This window comes from Hydrocarboniphaga daqingensis (genome assembly GCF_900129825.1).
GTDB lineage: Bacteria > Pseudomonadota > Gammaproteobacteria > Nevskiales > Nevskiaceae > Hydrocarboniphaga > Hydrocarboniphaga daqingensis.
Genome location: NZ_FQWZ01000003.1, coordinates 21,477 through 40,303, shown reverse-complemented (window position 1 = coordinate 40,303; position 18,827 = coordinate 21,477). Strand labels below are relative to the sequence as shown.

Annotated in this window: 17 protein-coding genes; 2 read left to right on the top strand and 15 right to left on the bottom strand. The window is 65.3% G+C overall.

The features are described from left to right. Nucleotides 1-122: 122 nt before the first annotated feature. A complete protein-coding gene (gene ssb / locus BUB09_RS06160; RefSeq protein ID WP_072895652.1) occupies nucleotides 123-641 on the bottom strand; it encodes a single-stranded DNA-binding protein in 519 nt (172 codons plus the stop codon). Nucleotides 642-860: 219 nt separating this feature from the next. On the opposite strand from ssb, the gene uvrA reads away from it, so the two are divergent. After that, on the top strand, nucleotides 861-3,692 hold the full coding sequence (gene uvrA / locus BUB09_RS06155) for an excinuclease ABC subunit UvrA (protein WP_072895649.1): 2,832 nt from the start codon (nucleotides 861-863) through the stop codon (nucleotides 3,690-3,692). Nucleotides 3,693-3,704: 12 nt separating this feature from the next. Here the strand turns inward: uvrA and BUB09_RS06150 are convergent, their stop codons facing one another. The 13 genes from BUB09_RS06150 to BUB09_RS06080 form a co-directional block, all read right to left on the bottom strand. Beyond that, nucleotides 3,705-4,637, bottom strand: coding sequence for a CE1 family esterase (locus BUB09_RS06150; RefSeq protein WP_084083215.1), 933 nt, complete (start codon nucleotides 4,635-4,637; stop codon nucleotides 3,705-3,707). Between the two features lie 145 nt (nucleotides 4,638-4,782). Continuing rightward, on the bottom strand, nucleotides 4,783-5,799 hold the full coding sequence (locus BUB09_RS16725) for an ABC transporter ATP-binding protein (protein ID WP_084083214.1): 1,017 nt from the start codon (nucleotides 5,797-5,799) through the stop codon (nucleotides 4,783-4,785). Further along, entirely contained in the window at nucleotides 5,796-6,641 is an 846-nt protein-coding gene (locus tag BUB09_RS06130; protein ID WP_072895646.1) for an ABC transporter permease, read from the bottom strand. Before BUB09_RS06130 ends, BUB09_RS16725 begins: the two co-directional genes overlap by 4 nt. Continuing rightward, entirely contained in the window at nucleotides 6,638-7,555 is a 918-nt protein-coding gene (locus tag BUB09_RS06125; RefSeq protein ID WP_072895644.1) for an ABC transporter permease subunit, read from the bottom strand. Before BUB09_RS06125 ends, BUB09_RS06130 begins: the two co-directional genes overlap by 4 nt. Continuing rightward, nucleotides 7,552-9,135 (bottom strand): peptide ABC transporter substrate-binding protein, encoded by a 1,584-nt coding sequence (locus BUB09_RS06120; protein WP_072895642.1) that lies wholly within the window; start codon nucleotides 9,133-9,135, stop codon nucleotides 7,552-7,554. The genes BUB09_RS06125 and BUB09_RS06120 overlap by 4 nt, the downstream gene beginning before the upstream one ends. 10 nt (nucleotides 9,136-9,145) lie before the next feature. Then, entirely contained in the window at nucleotides 9,146-10,045 is a 900-nt protein-coding gene (locus BUB09_RS06115) for an EamA family transporter (RefSeq protein WP_072895639.1), read from the bottom strand. 73 nt (nucleotides 10,046-10,118) lie between these two features. Then, nucleotides 10,119-11,366, bottom strand: a complete 1,248-nt coding sequence (locus BUB09_RS06110) for a tetratricopeptide repeat protein (protein WP_072895636.1) — start codon at nucleotides 11,364-11,366, stop codon at nucleotides 10,119-10,121. A gap of 3 nt (nucleotides 11,367-11,369) precedes the next feature. Then, a complete protein-coding gene (locus tag BUB09_RS06105; RefSeq protein ID WP_072896609.1) occupies nucleotides 11,370-12,038 on the bottom strand; it encodes an energy transducer TonB in 669 nt (222 codons plus the stop codon). Between the two features lie 4 nt (nucleotides 12,039-12,042). Then, nucleotides 12,043-12,450 (bottom strand): ExbD/TolR family protein, encoded by a 408-nt coding sequence (locus BUB09_RS06100; RefSeq protein ID WP_072896608.1) that lies wholly within the window; start codon nucleotides 12,448-12,450, stop codon nucleotides 12,043-12,045. A 9-nt stretch (nucleotides 12,451-12,459) separates the two neighbouring features. Continuing rightward, nucleotides 12,460-12,879: an ExbD/TolR family protein gene (locus BUB09_RS06095; RefSeq protein ID WP_072895633.1), complete on the bottom strand. Its 420-nt coding sequence runs from the start codon at nucleotides 12,877-12,879 to the stop codon at nucleotides 12,460-12,462. Nucleotides 12,880-12,892: 13 nt separating this feature from the next. Then, on the bottom strand, nucleotides 12,893-13,429 hold the full coding sequence (locus tag BUB09_RS06090; RefSeq protein WP_084083212.1) for a MotA/TolQ/ExbB proton channel family protein: 537 nt from the start codon (nucleotides 13,427-13,429) through the stop codon (nucleotides 12,893-12,895). Continuing rightward, nucleotides 13,422-14,780, bottom strand: a complete 1,359-nt coding sequence (locus BUB09_RS06085) for a MotA/TolQ/ExbB proton channel family protein (protein ID WP_084083272.1) — start codon at nucleotides 14,778-14,780, stop codon at nucleotides 13,422-13,424. The genes BUB09_RS06090 and BUB09_RS06085 overlap by 8 nt, the downstream gene beginning before the upstream one ends. A gap of 11 nt (nucleotides 14,781-14,791) precedes the next feature. Next, nucleotides 14,792-15,547: a DUF3450 domain-containing protein gene (locus tag BUB09_RS06080; protein WP_175550121.1), complete on the bottom strand. Its 756-nt coding sequence runs from the start codon at nucleotides 15,545-15,547 to the stop codon at nucleotides 14,792-14,794. Nucleotides 15,548-15,839: 292 nt separating this feature from the next. Between BUB09_RS06080 and BUB09_RS06075 the strand changes: the two genes are divergently transcribed. Continuing rightward, on the top strand, nucleotides 15,840-17,117 hold the full coding sequence (locus tag BUB09_RS06075) for an aspartyl/asparaginyl beta-hydroxylase domain-containing protein (protein ID WP_217650248.1): 1,278 nt from the start codon (nucleotides 15,840-15,842) through the stop codon (nucleotides 17,115-17,117). Nucleotides 17,118-17,133: 16 nt separating this feature from the next. On the opposite strand, the gene BUB09_RS06070 is transcribed toward BUB09_RS06075, so the two are convergent. Beyond that, nucleotides 17,134-18,651, bottom strand: coding sequence for a sulfotransferase family protein (locus BUB09_RS06070; RefSeq protein WP_072895625.1), 1,518 nt, complete (start codon nucleotides 18,649-18,651; stop codon nucleotides 17,134-17,136). Nucleotides 18,652-18,827 lie beyond the last annotated feature (176 nt).

Here is an 18,827-nt window from a genome sequence, read left to right as displayed (position 1 = left end):
GACGCCATCGTGGGAGGCGGGAGCCGAATGCCGCGGCGCCGCAAGTTCGGTGCCATGGCCTTCCAAACAAAAGGCCCTCCGTCGAGGAGGGCCTGGTGGACATCGTGCCGGTACGCGGGGCGTCAGAACGGAATGTCGTCGTCTTCGAAGCCGGGATCCTGCGCCGGGGCCGGCGCACTGCGGGCCGGCGGCGCCGAGCGGCTGCTGCCGCCACTCCCGCCACCATAACCACCACCGCCGCCGCCATAACCGCCGCTCGAGGCGCCACTGGAGCCGCCGAACTCGGCCGAGCCGCCACCGCCCTGCTTGCCGTCGAGCATCTGCATCTCGGTGGCATGGACTTCCGTAGTGTAGCGATCCTGACCGGTGGTCTTGTCCTGCCACTTGCGGGTGCGCAGCGAGCCCTCGATGTACACCTTGGAGCCCTTGCGGCAGTACTGGGACACGATTTCGCCGAGCTTGTTGTGGAACACCACGTTGTGCCACTCGGTGCGTTCCTGCTGGTTGCCTTCCTTGTCACGCCAGCTTTCGCTGGTAGCGAGCGTGATGTTGGTGACGCTGCCGCCATTGGCGAAGGATTTGGCTTCGGGGTCTTTGCCCAGGTTGCCGATCAGAATGACCTTGTTGACGCCACGAGCCATGGGACAGACCTCATTGAAAGTTGATTACCGCTGACCGGCCCATTGTAATTGCCTCAAGCCCCGCTGCGCAGGCACGTCTCGCATCGGGTCACTCCGGGCGCCATTGATTCGCCCGCGGTTGCCACCAACATCACATTTCCCCCTTTTTGAGCCGCCGCCCGCTCCTTGCCCGCCGAGGGGGGCTCGCGACGGCTCCCCAGCAGGCCCGACCGGACCCTTATGGACTCCATCCGCATTCGCGGTGCACGGACGCACAACCTCAAGAACGTGTCGCTCGATCTGCCGCGCGACAAGCTGATCGTCATCACCGGACTGTCGGGCTCGGGCAAATCCTCGCTGGCGTTCGACACGCTGTACGCCGAAGGCCAGCGGCGCTATGTCGAATCGCTGTCTGCGTATGCGCGCCAATTCCTCGGCCAGATGGAGAAGCCGGACGTCGACACGATCGAAGGCCTGTCGCCGGCGATTTCGATCGAGCAGAAGTCGACCTCGCACAACCCGCGGTCGACGGTCGGCACCGTGACCGAAATCTACGACTACCTGCGTCTGCTGTACGCGCGCGTCGGCACCGCGCGTTGCCCGGACCACGGCGTAGCGCTGGAGGCGCAGTCGGTCGCGCAGATGGTCGATTACGTGCTGGCCCAACCCGAAAACAGCGCGTGGATGCTGCTGGCGCCGGTGGTGCGCGGCCGCAAGGGCGAGCACGCCGAGTGGTTCGAGCAGATGCGCGCCCAGGGTTTCGTCCGCGCGCGGGTCAACGGCCGCGTCTACGAACTCGACGAGGTGCCCAAGCTCAACCGCAAGCTCAAGCACGACATCGAGATCGTCGTCGACCGCTTCAAGGTACGACCCGACATCAAGCAGCGCATCAGCGAATCGTTCGAAACCGCGCTCAAGCTCAGCGAGGGCCTGGCGCTGGTCGTACCGCATGGCGAGGCAACCGAGCCGGTGCACACGTTCTCGGCGCGGATGTCGTGCCCGCACTGCGGCTACTCGCTCGAAGAGCTTGAACCGCGGCTGTTCTCGTTCAATGCGCCGCATGGCGCCTGCCCCAAGTGCGATGGCCTGGGCACGATGCAGGTGTTCGACGCCGACCGCGTCGTGCATCACCCGGAGCTGTCGCTGGCCGCCGGCGCGATCCGCAGCTGGGACAAGAAAAACGCCTACTACTGGCATTTCATCAACTCGCTGGCCAAGCACTACGGCTTCGACCCCGAAAAGCCGTGGAACAAGCTGACCAAGAAGGTGCAGGACCTGGTGCTCAACGGCAGCGGCGACGACAAGCTGCCGTTCCAGTATCCGGACGAACGCGGCCGGCTGGTGACGCGCGTCCACAAGTTCGAAGGCATCCTGCCCAACCTCGAGCGCCGCTACCGTGAAACCGAGTCGGTGGCCGTGCGCGAGGAGCTGGCCAAGTACTTAAGCAACCGCGCCTGCCCGGAATGCAGCGGCGAGCGCTTGAACCGCGCCGCGCGCCACGTGTACGTCGCCGACACGCGGCTGCCGCAAATCACCTCGCTGTCGATCCGCGAAGCCGAGGCGCTGTTCCAGACGCTGAAGCTGCCGGGCCACAAGGGCGAGATCGCCGACAAGATCGTCAAGGAGATCAGCGCGCGGCTCGGCTTTTTGAACAACGTCGGCCTCGACTATCTGACGCTGGCGCGTTCGGCCGAAACGCTATCGGGCGGTGAAGCGCAGCGCATCCGGCTGGCCTCGCAGATCGGCGCCGGCCTGGTCGGTGTGATGTACGTGCTCGACGAGCCCAGCATCGGCCTGCATCAGCGTGACAACGAGCGGCTGCTGAAGACGCTGTTCCGGCTGCGTGACCTGGGCAATACCGTGATCGTTGTCGAGCACGACGAAGACGCGATCCGCCGCGCCGACTACGTGGTCGACATTGGTCCCGGTGCCGGTGTACACGGCGGCCAGATCGTCGCCGAAGGCACGCCCGAGCAAGTGATCGCCAACCCGGCCTCAATCACCGGGCGCTATCTGTCCGGCAACGACGGCATCGAGATCCCCAAGCAGCGGCGCAAGCCCGATCCGAAGAAAAAGATCGTGCTGACCGGCGCGCGCGGCAACAATCTGAAGAACGTCACCGCTGAGATTCCGATCGGCTTGATCACCTGCGTGACCGGCGTGTCCGGCTCGGGCAAGAGCACGCTGATCAACGACACGCTGCTCGGCTATGCGGCGCGCGCGCTGAACAACGCGGGCACGCGTCACGCCGAATGCGACGAGATCGAAGGCCTGGAACACCTCGACAAGGTGATCGACATCGACCAGTCGCCGATCGGCCGCACGCCGCGCAGCAACCCGGCGACGTATACCGGCTTGTTCACGCCGATCCGCGAGCTGTTTGCCGGCGTGCCCGAGTCACGCTCGCGCGGCTACGAAGCCGGGCGCTTCAGCTTCAACGTCAAGGGCGGGCGCTGCGAAACCTGCGAAGGCGACGGCGTAATCAAGGTGGAGATGCACTTTCTGCCGGACGTGTACGTCACCTGCGACACCTGCCGCGGCCGCCGCTACAACCGCGAAACGCTGGAAGTGAAGTACAAGGGCAAGTCGGTCGACGAAGTGCTCGACATGACGATCGAAGACGCGCTGGCGTTCTTCAAAGCGGTGCCGGCGCTGGCCAAGAAACTGGAAACGCTGATGGACGTTGGTTTGAGCTACATCAAGCTCGGCCAGAACGCGACGACGCTGTCCGGCGGCGAAGCGCAGCGCATCAAGCTGGCCAAGGAACTGAGCCGACGCGACACCGGCCAGACGCTGTACATCCTCGACGAGCCGACCACGGGCCTGCACTTCCACGACGTGGCGCAGTTGCTCAAGGTGCTGGAGCGCCTGCGCGAGCATGGCAACACCGTGGTGATCATCGAGCACAATCTGGACGTGATCAAACGCGCCGACTGGCTGATCGACCTCGGTCCCGAAGGCGGATCCGGTGGCGGCGAGATCATCGCCACCGGCACGCCGGAAGACGTGTCCCGCAATGCGCGCTCCTACACCGGGCAGTTTCTGAAGCCGCTGTTGAAGCGAGCGCGGTAACGAGCCTGCGCGTCAGCGGGTGAACGCGCGGACAAATTCCCAGACCGCCAGCGTGCCGTTGATGTCGTAGGACGTGACGCCCTGTTTGCTGGCGTTGTACGGCGAACCGGGCCAGGTATGGCCGCCGTTGTTGATCGTGTACAGCTGCACCGCGTTGCCCGTGGCGCAGCCGAGCCAACTCGACAGTTGCACCGTGGTGCCGTCGCTGGTGGACACGTTGGGCAGCTTGGTGACCACCGGTGCGGCGCCGCAGCCGTTGATCTTGGCCCAGTGCTTGGCCGAGTCGGGCACGGTGATCGAGATGGCGTACTTGCCCGGCGAGTATTTGACGATCGTATCGGCGGTGCCATTGATCATCGCCATCGGCGTGGCACGCATCGGGCTGCTGCAGACGTTGACCAGATTCTTCAACATCACGCCCGACACGGCGGCGGCCGCCGCAATCTTGTCGGGCCGCTGGCAGGCGTAGCGCAGCGTCATCATCGCGCCGTCGGAAAAGCCGGTCATGTAGACGCGCTTGGCATCGACCGGATACGCAGCGACCGAGCTGTCGATCAACGTGCTCAGAAAACCGACGTCGTCGGTGGTGCTGGTGTCCTTCGGGTCGTCGTGCCAGTCGCCGTCGGCGACCGGCGGCAGCGCCACCCAGATACCGAAGTCACGCACCAACTCCTGCACCTCGGTCAGGTAGGCCATCGCCTCGGGATTGCCGCCCTTGTAATGCAGCATCACCAACATCGGCGCCTTGCTGGTGCTGGCAGCGGTCGGCTTGAAATACAGCGTGGTCCGCGCCACGCCCTGATAGGTGGTCGTGGTCTTGAAGTAGGTCACGCCACTGGTGGGCACGATGTAGGCGTGTGCGACGGTGGACGTGAGCCAGGCCATCAGGGCAAAGCCGACGCGGCAGATGGTGTTGGCGACGCGGCGGTCGATCCCTCGATACATGGCACTCTCCGGTTGACGATGGCTTCAGGCTGACAGACGCGACGCGAGTCCTATCGGTAACATCGATACGCGGCGGCGCATGAGCAGACGACCGGTGATAACGCGGATTATTCGCTCGCGGGCCTGTAAGCGGATTCCTATCGATCTAGACGTGTGGCGCAAACGGCCGCAGCGGATGCCGGCACAGCAGCACGCGCTGCTCGGCAGCATCGTGCGTCTGCCGGTACAGCGGCAGCGCAATGCAATCGGGCTGAACGCGCTCGCAGCGCGCAGCAAACCGGCAGCCCTGTCCGGACTCGTGCGCCAACGTCGGCTGGCCCGGCAATCCGTTCAGCGGCATGCCCGGCGGATGGTGGATCGAGGGACGCGCGCGCAGCAGCGCCGCCGTGTACGGGTGGCGCGGCGCCGACAGCAGTTCGCGCGTCGGGCCGGCTTCGACGAGGTTGCCGGACACCATCACCAGCGTCTGCTCGCACAAGCGCGCGACCACGCCGAGATCATGCGTGATCAGCAGCAGCGCCAAGCCTTGTTCGCGGCGCAACTGGTCCAGCAGTTCGAGAATTTGCACCTGCACGGTCGGATCGAGCGCGGTCGTCGGCTCGTCGGCGATCAGCAGCTGCGGGCCCGCAATGATCGCCATTGCGATCGTGACGCGCTGACGCATGCCACCGGACAACTCGTGCGGATACTGCTGCAAGCGTTGCAGCGGTGAGGACACGCGGACCGCATCCAGCGCCCGCGCTGCCGCCGCCCATGCGGCGCTGCGCGTGGCGCCGCGATGGGTTTCGAGCACTTCGGCCAGTTGCATCCCGATGCGGCGATACGGGTTGAGCGAGGACATCGGGTCTTGGAACACGGTGCCGATGCGTGCGCCGCGCAGGCGGCGGAATGCAGCGGGATCCAGCGCCAGCAGTTCGTCGCCGTCGAAGCGTATCGAGCCCTGCACGCGCGTGCTCGGCCCATGCAAGCCGATCAGCGCCAGCGCCGTCTGCGACTTGCCCGAGCCCGATTCACCCACGATGCCGACGGCGCCGCCGGCCGGCACGTCGAACGCGACACCACTGACGGTTTCGGTCCCGCCATCGGCGGTCGCATGGCGGACGCAGAGGTCGCGCACACGCAGCAGCGGCGACAGGGCCGGCGTCGGCGGGGAGGGGTTCATCGATGCTGCCGCGGGTCGAGCGCGTCACGCAGCGCATCGCCGAGCAGGTTCAGCGACAGCAGGCTCGCACCGAGAAACAGCGCCGGGAAGATCAGCGCTGCCGGTGCGAGTTCCATGTCGCGCGCACCGTCGGCGACCAGCGCGCCCCAGCTGGTCGCCGGCGCTTGCACGCCAAGTCCGAGAAAACTCAGGAAAGCTTCCATCAGAATCACTTGCGGCACTGTCAGCGTGGCGTAGACGACGACCACGCCCAGCAAATTGGGCACGATGTGATGCGCGACGATGCGCGACGGCGATACGCCACTGACGATGGCGGCCGACACGAAGTCGCGCGCTTTCAACGCGCGGGTTTCACCGCGAACGATCCGCGCCATGTCGAGCCAGTTGATCGCACCGATGGCGACGAACACCAGCAACAGATGCCGCCCGAACAGCAGCATCAGCAGAATCACCAGGAACAGAAACGGCAATGCATACAGCACGTCGACGGCGCGCATCATCAGCGCGTCGACGCGGCCACCGACGTAGCCGGCGACCGCACCGTAGGCAACGCCGATCAGCAAGGACACCAGCGTGCCGACCAGACCCACGGCCAGCGAGATGCGGCCGCCCACCAAGGTGCGCACGTACAGATCCCGGCCCAGCGAATCGGTACCGAACCAGTGCATCGCCGATGGCGGCGCCGACCACGTTCCGTCGAAGTCGATCGCATCGAAACGCCAATCAACAAACCACGGACCGGCGATGCACAACAGCGTGATCGCCAGCAGCGCGACGGCCGCGGCCAGCGCCACCGGCCGCTGACGCAGCGCATCAGCAACGGAATGCGCGCGCCGGTTCATAGCCGCACGCGAGGGTCGAGCGCGGCGTGCAGCAGGTCGACCAGCAGGTTGAACACGACGATCAGCACGCCGTACAGCAGCACCACACCCAGTACGACGCCGTAGTCGCGGTTCATCGCGGCGAGCACGAAATAGCGACCGATGCCGGGCAAGCCGAAGATCTGCTCGATGACCACCGAACCGGTCAGCGTGCCGGCAGCCGCCGGGCCGAGGTAGCTGATCACCGGCAGCATCACCGGACGCAGCGCATGCCGCCAGATAATCTGGCGCTCGCTGAGCCCCTTGGCTCGCGCGGTGCGAATCCACGGCGTCTGCAGCACGTCGAGCAATGCGGCCCGCGTCAGCCGCGCGATCGTGGCGATCTGCGGCAGTGCCAGCGCCAGTACCGGCAACACCAGCTGTGAGGGATCCCCGCTCCAACCGCCGGCCGGTAGCCATTGCAGCGTGACCGCCATCAGCAGAATCAGCAGCGGCGCCAGCACGAAGTTCGGGATCGACAACCCGGTGACCGCGAACAGCATCAGTAGATGGTCGCGCGCGCCGTGCGGCTTCAACGCCGCCATCGCGCCGAGCATCAGCCCGCACACCAGCGCCAGCAGCATCGCGAGGCCGCCGAGTAGCGCCGAAAGCGGCAGCCCGGCACCGATCAAGTCGGCGACGCTGCGGTCGGGATACTGGTAGGACGGCCCCAGATCGCCGCGCAGCAACTGGCCGATGTAATGCTGGTATTGCTGCCACAGCGGCTGGTCCAAGCGATATTGCGCTTCAATCGCGGCGCGGGTTGCCGCGGGCAAGGCGCGCTCGTCGTCGAACGGCCCGCCCGGCGCCGCATGCAGCATCAGGAACGTCAGCGTCACCAGCAGCAGCAAGGTCGGCAGCAACTGCAGCAGCCGGCGCAGCAACGCGGGCGTCATCGCGTGGGCGCGCCGTCGAGCCGCAGATCGCGGCTGTAGTGATGGTCGAGCAGGTTGTCCTGCCAACCGCTGACGCGCGACGACACCAGATGTTTGGTTACGTAGAAGTACAGCGGAATCACCGGCGCATCGTCGATCAAGGCTTGCTGCGCATCGACGAGGGCACGTCGGCGCTGCGCGCCATCAACGAGGTTGGCCGCCGCCACGGCCGCGTCATAACGCGCGCTGGCGTAGCCGGTGTCGTTGCGCGGGTTGGTGCCAAGCAGCAGGTCGACGAAGCTGCTGGCATCGTTGAAGTCGCTGACCCAGGAGCCACGAAAGATCTGGGTGCGGCGCGCGTCGCGGCGGCTCTGCAGAAACACCTTGGTCTCCTCGTTACGCAAACGGGTTTCAACGCCGAGGAATTGCTTCCACATGGCGGCGATCACGACGGCGATCTTCTGATGATAGTCGTGGGTGTTGTACAGAATCTCGGTGCGCAGCGGCCGCGCGGCCGAATAGCCGGCCCGCGCGTACAGCCGGCGCGCTTCGGCGAGCCGCTGCTCGCGGGTCCAGCCGGACCATTCGGGCTGCACCGCGGGTGCGCCATTGATGCGCGGCGGCAGCCAGCCATAAGCAGGACGCTCGCCGCTGCCGAGCACTTTGTCGACGATCACCTGGCGGTCGACGGCCAGACTCAGTGCATGACGCAGATCGGCGTTGTCGAACGGCGGCCGTCGCGTGTTGAAGCCGTAGTAGTAGACGCCCAGATAATCGGCAATGCGCAATTGCCGGTGTAGCGCAGCACCCAGTGTCGCCACTTGCGCAGCCGGTACCTGCTCGGTGATGTCGAGTTCGCCAGCGCGAAAGCGCTGAAACTCGGACGCCAGGTCTTCGGTCACGATGTGCTGCACGCGCTCGATATGCGTTGCCGCATCGTTCCAGTAGTGGCGATTGCGGCGCAGCGTCACCTGCGATTGCAGCACCCGGCCCTCCAGTTGATAAGCCCCGTTGGTGACCGCGGCCGACGCGGCCGCAATGCCGCCGCGATACACCGGGAATGCAGCCGGATTGACCAGCAGCGCGAGCAGATAGGGCGTCGGCTGCTGCAGGCGGATCTCCAACTCGCGGTCGGACCGCGCGTCGACCGCCAGTGAAGCCGGCGGCGCCGATCCGTTAATGATCGCGGCCGCACCGGCGATCGGCGTCAGCAGTTGCGCCGACGGCGACCCTGTTGCCGGATCGACGCTGCGACGCAGGCCCGCGACGACGTCCTGCGCCGTCAGCGGCTCACCGTTGGACCAGCGTGCGTTGTCGCGCAGCCAGAAGCGATAGCGACGACCATCGTCGTCGATCTCCCAGCGCTCGGCGACACCGGGCACCAGGCGACCGTCGGCGGCTTCGGTCAGCAGGCCCTCGTAAAGATCGCGGACGACGTTGCCAGCGGCCACGCTGCGGACTTTGTGCGGGTCCAAGGTCTCGACGTCGGGGCCGTTGCCACGGCGCAGCAGCGTCGCGTCGGCCGCAGCCGCAGCAACGGCCGGCGCCGCGCAGAACAGCAGCAGCGCCAGCCAGCACAGCGGGCGATGCGATCGACTCATGGCGACGGCGTCATCCGTCGGCCGGCTTGCGGCGTGCGCTGCCCAGCGTCACCAGCAACACGCCGAGCAGAATCACGGCCGTGCCGATGATCTGCGTGCGGCCGAGGTGCTCGTCGAGGATCCACCAGCCGAGTACGACCGCGATCGCCGGGTTCACATAGGCGTAGGTGCCTAGCAGCGCCGGCGAGACTTCGTGCACTAGATAGAAAAACGCGCCATAGGCGATGCACGAGCCGAACACGATCAAGTACAGCAAGGCCCATCCGCTACGCGGTTCCCAGTGCATTTGCGCCGCGTCGCCGTTGAGCAAGCCGATGCTCGCCAACACGATGCCGGCCACCAGCATCTGCAACGCGGCCGATGTCGCCGACGTGATCGTCACTGGATGGCGCTTGGCGTAGACCGACCCGATCGCCCAGAACATCGGCGCCACCAGCAGCGCGGCATAAGCACTGATCGGGGCGCTGTGCGCCTGCAGGCCGCCACCGACCAGCAGTGCCACGCCGGCAAAACCAGCCGCCAGCCCGACCAGCGTGATCGGCCGCAGCCGCTCACCTTGAGCGCCGATTGTGCCCAAGCCGGCCATCCACAGTGCCGACGTCGCAATCACCAGCGCCGCTTGATTGGACTCGACCCACTTCTCGGCCCAGGTCACCAGGCCATTGCCGCAGACCAGCATCGTCAGGCCGTAGAACGCAACACGCAGCCAGTCGCTGCGCAGCCGCGGCAGCCGACCGCCGCGCAGCAGCGCGTAGATCAGCATCAAAGTACCGGCGACCAGGAAGCGCAAACCGGCCGACAAGGCCGGTGGCAGATGCTCGACGACGATGCGGATCGCAAGGTACGTCGATCCCCAGACGACATAGACCGCTGCGAAGGCCAGCGCCAGCTGTACCGCACGAGCGTTCATCGTCTCTCCGAAAACAAACCGCCCGGCAAAGGCCGGGCGGTGCAAGACGCGATTCTAGCGAGTCGGCCGACGGCTAGCCCGTGCTGGGCGAGGCACCGGACTCTTCGCGGATCTGGCGCAACCACTGGCCCGCCTGGTTGCGCGTGGCGTCGTAGCCGAGCGCCTTGCTGGCGGCCGCCTCGGCGCCCTTCAAATCCTTCAGGCTGTAGTTGGCGACCGCAAGCCGCAGATAGGCCTCGCCGGGACGCACCAACCCGCCCTTGGCAACCGCTTTTTCCAGCATCTCGCGTGATTCTTTCCAGCGCTCGTCGTCGCCGTACATCGCGCCGAGCTTGAAGTAGTACTCGCCCTTTTCGCTGGTACTGGCGAGCTTCTTCAGCGTGGCTTCGGCCTTGGCGTATTCGCGCGCGTTGATCCAGGCATTGGCGATCATGTCCTGGTTCTTTTCGTCGGCCGGCAGGCGATTCTTGTCGATCGCCTCCTGCATCATCGCCGCAGCCTTGTACGGCAGGTCGACGGCCATGTAGATGTTGTAAAGGTTCTTGATCTCGGCAGCCGACGTGATCATGCCCTGGCGATCGGCCAGCGCGAGCACGGCGACTGCTTCCGGGTCCTGCTTGAGTTCGAGGAACATACCGGACAACTGGCGCCAGTAATCGCTCTTGGCGGGAACCAGCGCGATCAGCTTGACCAGTGCATCGGCGCAGCCGCGGAAGTTCTTGGTTTCGTAGTTCAGCGCCAGCTTCAGCTGTAGCCAGCTTTCCTTGGGCGCCTTGGCCTTGGCGATGGCTTGGTCAACCTGCGGCAGCGCATCGGCGAAGCGCTTCTGCTCGGCATAAGCCTGTGCCAAGAAGATGTGCGCTTCGGGCGACACCGTGCTGCAGGCTTCGGCCATGTAGCGTTCCAGCGCACGGCTGCCGGCGGCGTACTGCTTGTCGGCCACCAGCAGCTGGCCGAGGTTGAACATCAGCTGCTCGTGCTGCTGCTGCGGCAAGGCATTAGCGTCGAGCGCCGCCTGAAACGCCTTGGCCGCGCCGCCGAAGTCTTCCTTCGACGTGTAGGCGAAGCCCAGGTTGTAGCTGGCGATCGCCTTTTCGTACTCCGTGCCGCCGCCTTCGGCCATCTTCGACAGCTGCGAGATCGCTTCGTTGTAGCTCTTCTTGGCGATCAGCGCGTTGGCCGCTTCCACGCCGCGGTAATAGGTCTCCGACATCGTGCCGTCGGCCTTGCGCGGATTGGCGCAGTCCTTGGCTTGTGCCAATGCGGCTTCGCTGACCGAGGCAAGGCCCAGCACTGCCAGCAGGGCAATGGTGCGCTTCATGGCTTATTCCTCACCCAAGTTGAAATCGATCGTCTGCACGCCCTTCTGCTCCACCGGCTTGCCGTCGACGACTTTGGGTTTGAATTTCCAGCGCAGCGCCGCCGCAATCGCCGCGGCGTCGAAGATGCCGCGCGGCTTGGCTTCGACGACCTTGGCTTCGCGGACCGAGCCGTCGCTGTTGACGATGAACTGCAGCTTCACGTAGCCCTCGATGCCCTCGCTGGCTGCCTTGCGCGGGTACTGCGGCGCGATGCGCTGCAACGGGATGATGTCGCCTTCGAACATCGACATGCCGGTGGCCGGGCCTGCGCCACTGCCAAGTTGGCCCAGGAACGGGCCACCACCCACGCTGGCCGACAGGCCAAGGTTGGGCATGTTGAACGGCATCGGCTGCACGTCCTGAGGCGTATCGGCTGCGACCTTGAGCTTGGGCGGCGGCGGCGGGTTCTTTGGCGGCGGCGGGGGTGGCGGCTTGCGACGCTCGATCGTCTGCAGGTCGGTCTCGCGCTTCAGGCGCACGAAGTCGATCGTCGGCAGCGTGTCAGCCTTGTCGATGCCGCCGCCGTGGCGGCTGATCAGGCCGAACAGGCCAAGAAACATCAGAGCGGAAAACACCAGACCGGCGACGGCGGCAGGCAGCATCCGGGTGCTGGCGGAGCGGGAGCTTTGCATGGTGTCAGCCACCACCGTGCATGGCCGCGATCGACACGTCGTTGACGCCGCCGAGCTTGACCTGATCCATGACCTCGGTCAGCGCGCCGGTCTGCGACGCCTGGTCGGCAATGATGACAACGGTATCGTCGGGACGCTCGGCATGCAGGCGCTCGACGGCGCCGCGGATGTCGCGCAGATCAACGCGGCGCTTGTCCATCCAGATATCGCCGTTGGAACGGATCGCAATCAGAATGTTGCCGTTGTCGCGGCTTTCGGCGGTTTCGGCTTGAGGGCGCGTTACCGTGACGCCGGCCTCTTTGACGAACGAGGTCGTGATGATGAAGAAAATCAGCAGATTCAGGACGAAGTCCAGCATCGGCGCAAGGTCGATGCCGGTTTCATCGGTCTCTGGGTTGTGGCGACGCGACATCATGTTGGATCAGCCTCCCTTCGCTGCGCCAGAGGCTGCAATGGACACGTTCTGCACGCCGCCCTGACGCACCTGGTCGATCACCATGACCAGCGTACCGGTCGGCGCCTGACGCTCGGCGGCAACGACGACCGCGTCGTCGGGCTTTTGCGCGTGCAGACGTTCGATGTTGGCGCGCACCGCGCGCACGTCGACGATGCGGTTGCCGACGGCGATTTCACCGTTGGCGCGGATCGCGATCACGATCACGCCGCCGTCCTTCTTCTCGGCGGCTGCCGACGTCGGACGGCTGACGGTGATGCCGATCTCTTTGATGAACACGGCCGTGATGATGAAGAAGATCAGCAGGTTCAACACGAAGTCGAGCATCGGCGCGAGGTCGATACCGGCCCCGTCGTGATCCAGATGCTCCATCGAGCGGCGACGCATACGCATGGCAGTCTCAGTACTCGAACTTGTCGGCCAGCAACTCGGTTTCTAGCCGGGCGCGATTGCGGAAGTAGTAAACCGGATACAGGCCGCTGATGCTGACCGACAAGCCGGTCAGCGTGCAGATCATCGCCTCCGACACGCCGTTGGCCATCGAGCGGGCATCGGCCGAACCGCGGGCCGCCATCGCGTCGAACACGTTGAGCATGCCCGACACGGTGCCGAGCAAGCCGAGCAGCGGACACAGCGGCACCAGCACGCGCAACAGTTGCAGGTTGGCGGTCATGCCCGCGTTGAGTCGCGAGATCATCGCCTTGCGGATGCTGCGCGACTTCCAGCTGTGCCGGTCATTGCGCTGCTTCCATTGTTCGAGCATGGCGTTGGCGTCGCGCGGCAGCACCTTCGAGAAGTACCAGTACCGCTCGAAGGTCAGCGTCCACATCGCCAGGCTGGAGAAGAAGATGTAGTCGACGATCGGCCCGCCGAGCTCGCGCATCCGATGGAGCGCGACGAACGGCGAGGCCAGCGCCTCGACCAGCGTCTCAAGCACGGGTCTTGCCCTCGAGACGCTCGGCCAACAGGCCGGTGCTCTGCTCGTCGAGGATCTGCACGATCTGCCGCGACAGCGACGTCAGCCAGGCATTGGCGAACAGCAGCGGGATCGCGATACCCAGACCGAGCACGGTGGCGATCATCGCCGCCGAGATACCGGCCGCCATCAGCTTCGGATCGCTGGAGCCGGATTCGGTGATGCTCTGGAAGGTGATGATCATGCCGATCACGGTGCCGATCAGGCCGAGCAGCGGGCCGGCGGCGACAGCCAAGCGAAGGAACGCCTGGAAGCGCTCCAGCGGCGGCACTTCGCGCAGCACGGCTTCGGAGATACGCAGCTCGACGACTTCGGCATCTTCCTCGACGCGGCTGCCGTCGCCCTTGAAGCTGGCCAGCACGCGACCCAGCGGGTTGTCGGTCATCGGCTGGTTGATCTGCGTCAGCTGCTTCTTGACCTTGCCGCGTACGCCGATCAGGTAGAAGAACTGGTAGACCGCGAGCAGCGCGCCAATGATGCCGACCAGCAGAATCACATAGTTGACGCCTTCGCCGTGCTTGATGCGCTCGGCCCAGTTCGGGCGCTGCGCGTAGATCGTCAGCAACACGCCGCGGGTCGGGTCTAGCTCGGTGGCGACGTAACCGGTCGTGGCATCGCTGAGCTCTTCAGCGGCGGCCGAGAACTTACCGCCCGGCTGGCGCGCCATCACGGCCAGCTTGTGCTCGCTGGGCAGGTAAGCCAGATACTGGCCGTCCGCAACCGCAGTGAACGAGCCGATGCGGGAAACCGATTGTTCGACGGCGGCGCCGTCCGGCTGAACGACCTGGCTCTTGAAGCGCACGACCGAACCGGTTTCGGTCATTTCGCGCTGCAGCTCGAACCAGAAGCGCTCGAGGTCGCCGATCGACGGCAAGGCCTTGGTCTGCGCCAGCTTGCTGACGAAGGCTTCGCGGTCCGGATACTGCGCGCTGATCATCGAGTTGCGCACGACCGACGAGAAGTCGTTGGCGACCTGCCGGACCACGCCGAACATTTCGCCCAAGGTGCCGGCGCGAGCGTCGAGCTGCGCCTGCAGTTCGGTCAGCTTCTTTTCGTTGGAATCGAACGAGGACGACAGCGCAACTTGACGGCGCTGCAGTTCGCTCAGTTCGGCCTTGGCCTGCGCAAGCAGTTCAGCCTGCTTGTTGCGGTCGGCGAGGAACTTGGCCTCGCGCTCCTTGTTGATCTGCGCTTCACGCTCACGCAGCGTGCGGGTCTGTTCGAGCAGTTCGTCGAGGTTGCCGGGGGCCGCTGCATAAGCGGTGGGGAGAGCCGCGACCATCAGCAGCAGGGCGGCGGCAGAGCGAGACATCGCGCGCAACATTACTTGATCTCCTTCGGAGCCGGGACGGGCACCTTGATGAAGTCCGGAGCCGCCTGCTTCTTGGCCACCTTCAGGCCTGCGGTGATCGCGTCGTTGTAGCTGGAATCAATCTTCCAGCTCTTATCGTTGACGTCCCAATAGCCGGTTTCCTTGCCATCGAGGGTCTGGTACAGCAGTGCGACACGGCCGGCGCGCAGGAACTGCACCGTCTTGTCGCCGACCTTGCCTTCATAGGCTTCGAGCGTGCGGCCGTACTCCATCTCGACCTGGTAGGCCTCGACGATGCGGCGGTACTTTTCCGACAGCGACACGTCGGCGCGGGTCATCATGTCCTTGAGCGTGGCGATGCGGTTGGCGCGCTCGTCGGCCAGGAACGGCATATCGAGTTTGACGAACTGCTCGAGCGTGTCGAGCATTTTGGTCATCATCGGCAGCACTTCGCGCGAGGTCGTTTCGATCTCGGCGATCTGCTTGGTCATCGTCGCGATTTCTTCGTCCTGCGACTTGACCTGCGCACCGAGCTGCTCGGTGTAGGCCTTGATGCCTTGGGCCTCGGTGATCATCTGGCGGTAGTCCGACAGCATGCCGGTCGCCTCATCGTCGAGCTGCGTGATCCGCTTCTGCGTCGCCTGCGCGGCCTGCTCGGCCTTCACCTGCTCGCTGATCACGGTGGTGACCTTGCCTTCCTGCGCAAAAGCGGTCGTGACCGCCCACGCAACAGTAACGCCAAGCACAGCACCGACTGAGCGATTCACTCGGCCCGAAGTCGTTATCATTTTGAAATCCAGGTTGGTGGTAAGACGCCCTCGCAAGGGCAACGGCGAGCGGCCAATCGTGGCCGATTCCAGCCGAGTCGTATGCTAGCACCGCGCCTCGGTCCTGCTGGCAATCGGAATTCACTCTTGCACCACCTTGGACTGCATGTTAACGCTTTGTGACCACGGGGCGTCTTGAGTCTGGCGGAGTGGCGTTTGCGGTCGATCCGGTCGACACGACGTTGCCAACACGACGGCCGCGCCCGCCTTGCCGTTACTGATTGGGGCTCCCTTGAGCGCAACTGAATTGTCGAACTTGGTCGACGCCGCGTCCGCGGCCGCCAGCGCGGGCCGCTGGCAAGATGCCGAGCGTCTGTGGAATCAAGTCAGAGCCACCGATCCACGCCACGTCCAAGCGCTCTATAGCCTCGGCGTGCACGCCTTCCAGCGCCGGGATACCGCGAACGCGATTGATCTGCTGCAGCAAGCGCGGGCTTGCGCACCGGCCGACCCGATGATTCCGCTGACCTTGAGTGTCGTGTTTCGCGACACCGGCGACCCGGCGCGGGAGTGGGCCGCAATCGGCGAAGCGCTGACCATCGAGCCCTACTTCTTGCCAGGACTGCTGAGCAAGGCCGAGTTTCTGGAGCGGTCTCGAGGGCGCCGGGTCGCGGCGCCCGCATTTCGCAATGCGCTGAAGGTGGCACCTGCCGAGCCGGCGCATTGGCCCGCTGCACTGCGTCGTCGGCTCGAGCACGCCCTGAACGTGGTACGCGACGATGCCGACGAATGCGCGGCGTTCCTGCAGCAGCAGCTGTCTGCGGATCGCTCGGCATCCGCTGCCGCCCTGGATACGCGATGGGTCGAGGCTGCTTCGATCTTGGCCGGCAAGTCGCGCCCTTATCCGAGCCAGTGCAACGACCTGCACGTTCCGCGATTGGCGGCGCTGCCGTTCTATCCGCGAGAGCTGTTCCCGTGGATCGCGGCACTGGAGTCGAAGACCGAGCGCATCCGCGGCGAGTTGCTGCAGCTGCTCGACTCGCATCCGCAGATGTTTCGACCCTACATCCAGTACCGTCCCGGCGACCCGGTTAACCAGTGGAAGACGCTGAACCACTCGCTGCAGTGGAGCGCATTTCATCTCTGGGAACATGGCAAGCCGGTAGCCGAGCACATTGCGCTGTGTCCGGAGACGACACAGGCGCTGGCGGCGATCGACGCCGTCGAGATCGACGGGATTTGCCCCAATGCGATGTTCTCCGCGTTGACGCCGGGAACGACGATCCCGCCACACACCGGGGAGACCAACGCGCGACTCGTCGGCCATCTGCCGCTGGTGACGCCCGAACGTTGCGCGTTGCGGGTCGGCCACGATTGGCGCACCTGGACCGCCGGTGAAGTGATGGTGTTCGACGACACCATCGAGCACGAGGCCCGCAACGACAGCGATCAATTGCGCGTCGTGCTGATCTTCGATGTCTGGAACCCGCTGCTATCCCAGGACGACCGGCACTGCGTGACGACGCTGGCGCGCGCGATCCGCCGGTTCCGCCAGCCCGAGGGCGCTTGATACGGCCGGTGCGATGTCAGGCCAGCGGCGTATCGGCCGGTAGCGCGTCGATCAGCGGCTGCAGGTGCGCCTGATAGCGCTGCCAACGGCCTGAGGCTTCGGCGTACAGCGGACGGCGCACCTGCCACACGCTTGCCGTCTTGACCGATGTGCTGCGCTCATTGAAGGCCAGGCACGGCGGATGATCGGGCAGCTGTAGAAATCTCAGCACTGCAGCGAGTTGAGGGCCCGGGTCGCGCACGAATGCGTCGTAGCTGAAGTCGTAGATATCACCGGGATAGCACTGTCGCCAGTGATCCATCAGCCGTCGATACTGTCCGATCTGATGGCCGATGCTCGACAACGTCGCCGCATAGCCAAAGCGGCGCGGATTCAGATGCTGCATGTAGATCGACAGGCCGTTGTCCAACAGATGTCGCTGCGTGTGGATGATCTTGGCTGAGGGAAACAGCCGCTTGATCAGTCCGATCAAGCGATAGTTGTCGGGGCGCTTGTCCGTGACATACCGCAGCCCAACAGCCGAAGCGGTCAGCGCAGCCGGTCGTTGTTGGCCGTATTGCTGCGCCAGTCTCCGGGCGTCTGCGGCCGACAGGCGGGCCAAGCTTTGCGGGTACGGACTGAGCTGGTCACGCACCATGCGCGGCAGCAAGTCGAGTTCGCCCGCAGCGGCGATCATCGGATGGCCCGACAGCACCTGCTCGATCAGCGTCGACCCCGACCGGAACAGACCGCAGATGAACAGCGGCGCCGGCGCATCAGCGTCATCGCTGCACGGCGCCTCGCGGTGCGCGGCCGGCGCGGCGATCAACTGGTCGATAAGCTGCACTTCGACCTCGGGCTGATAGGCCGGAGACGATCGATGCGCGATCTGCTTGCCGCGCGCAAACGCGTCCATCGCGCGGTCAACATCACCGATCCGGTCGTAGTGTCGTCCCAACGCGATGTACAGACTGGCGCGCGCCGGATCAAGGCCAGAATCCTCGTGACCGTCGTCGGCTGCTGCATGGAGCGAACGCAGCAGCGTGTCGTCGAGTTGCTCGGGCGCCGATAAAGCCGCCAGCCGAGCCCAGGCTTCCAGGCGCAGTGCGTCAGCGCGTCCCGCCGTCGGCACCACCTGCAGGAGTTTGAGGTAGCACTCTCGAGCAGGCTCGCGCTTGCCCTGCTCTTCATACAAGTTGCCCAGGTTCAACCAAGCCGCGCCATGCATCGGTGCCAGCGCCAGCGCAGCGTGCAACTCGCGCTCGGCGGCGGACTCGTCGCGCAAGTGATCGGAATAGATCACCGCCCGATTCAAATGAATCTCTTCAGCGTGCGCCGGCCGGCAGGCCAGTGCTCGACTGTAGGCTTCGAGCGCGGCAGCGAAATCACCGAGCCGCTTGAGTGCGAAGGCCAGGTTGAACCAGCCATCGGCATGGGTCGGGACACGCGCCAAGGCTTGGCGGTAGATCGGGACCGCCTCGCGGTAGCGCTGCTGCATCAGCAAGTTGGCTGCCGATTGGAACAGCGCATCGACGTTGTCGCGTGGCACGGGCATTTTCACTCCGGACGGGCACCGGGCCGTTGGCAATGGCGGTTCAACACGGGCTCTCCGCTTTGGCCGAGGCGGCAGGCACCGGGAGGCGCAATGGCGTAGCGCTTGCTTGAGGATACGCCATCAGTCCGACGTCACGACGTCGGCCTTCTTTCGTTGCGGGCAGGGATGCATCGCGG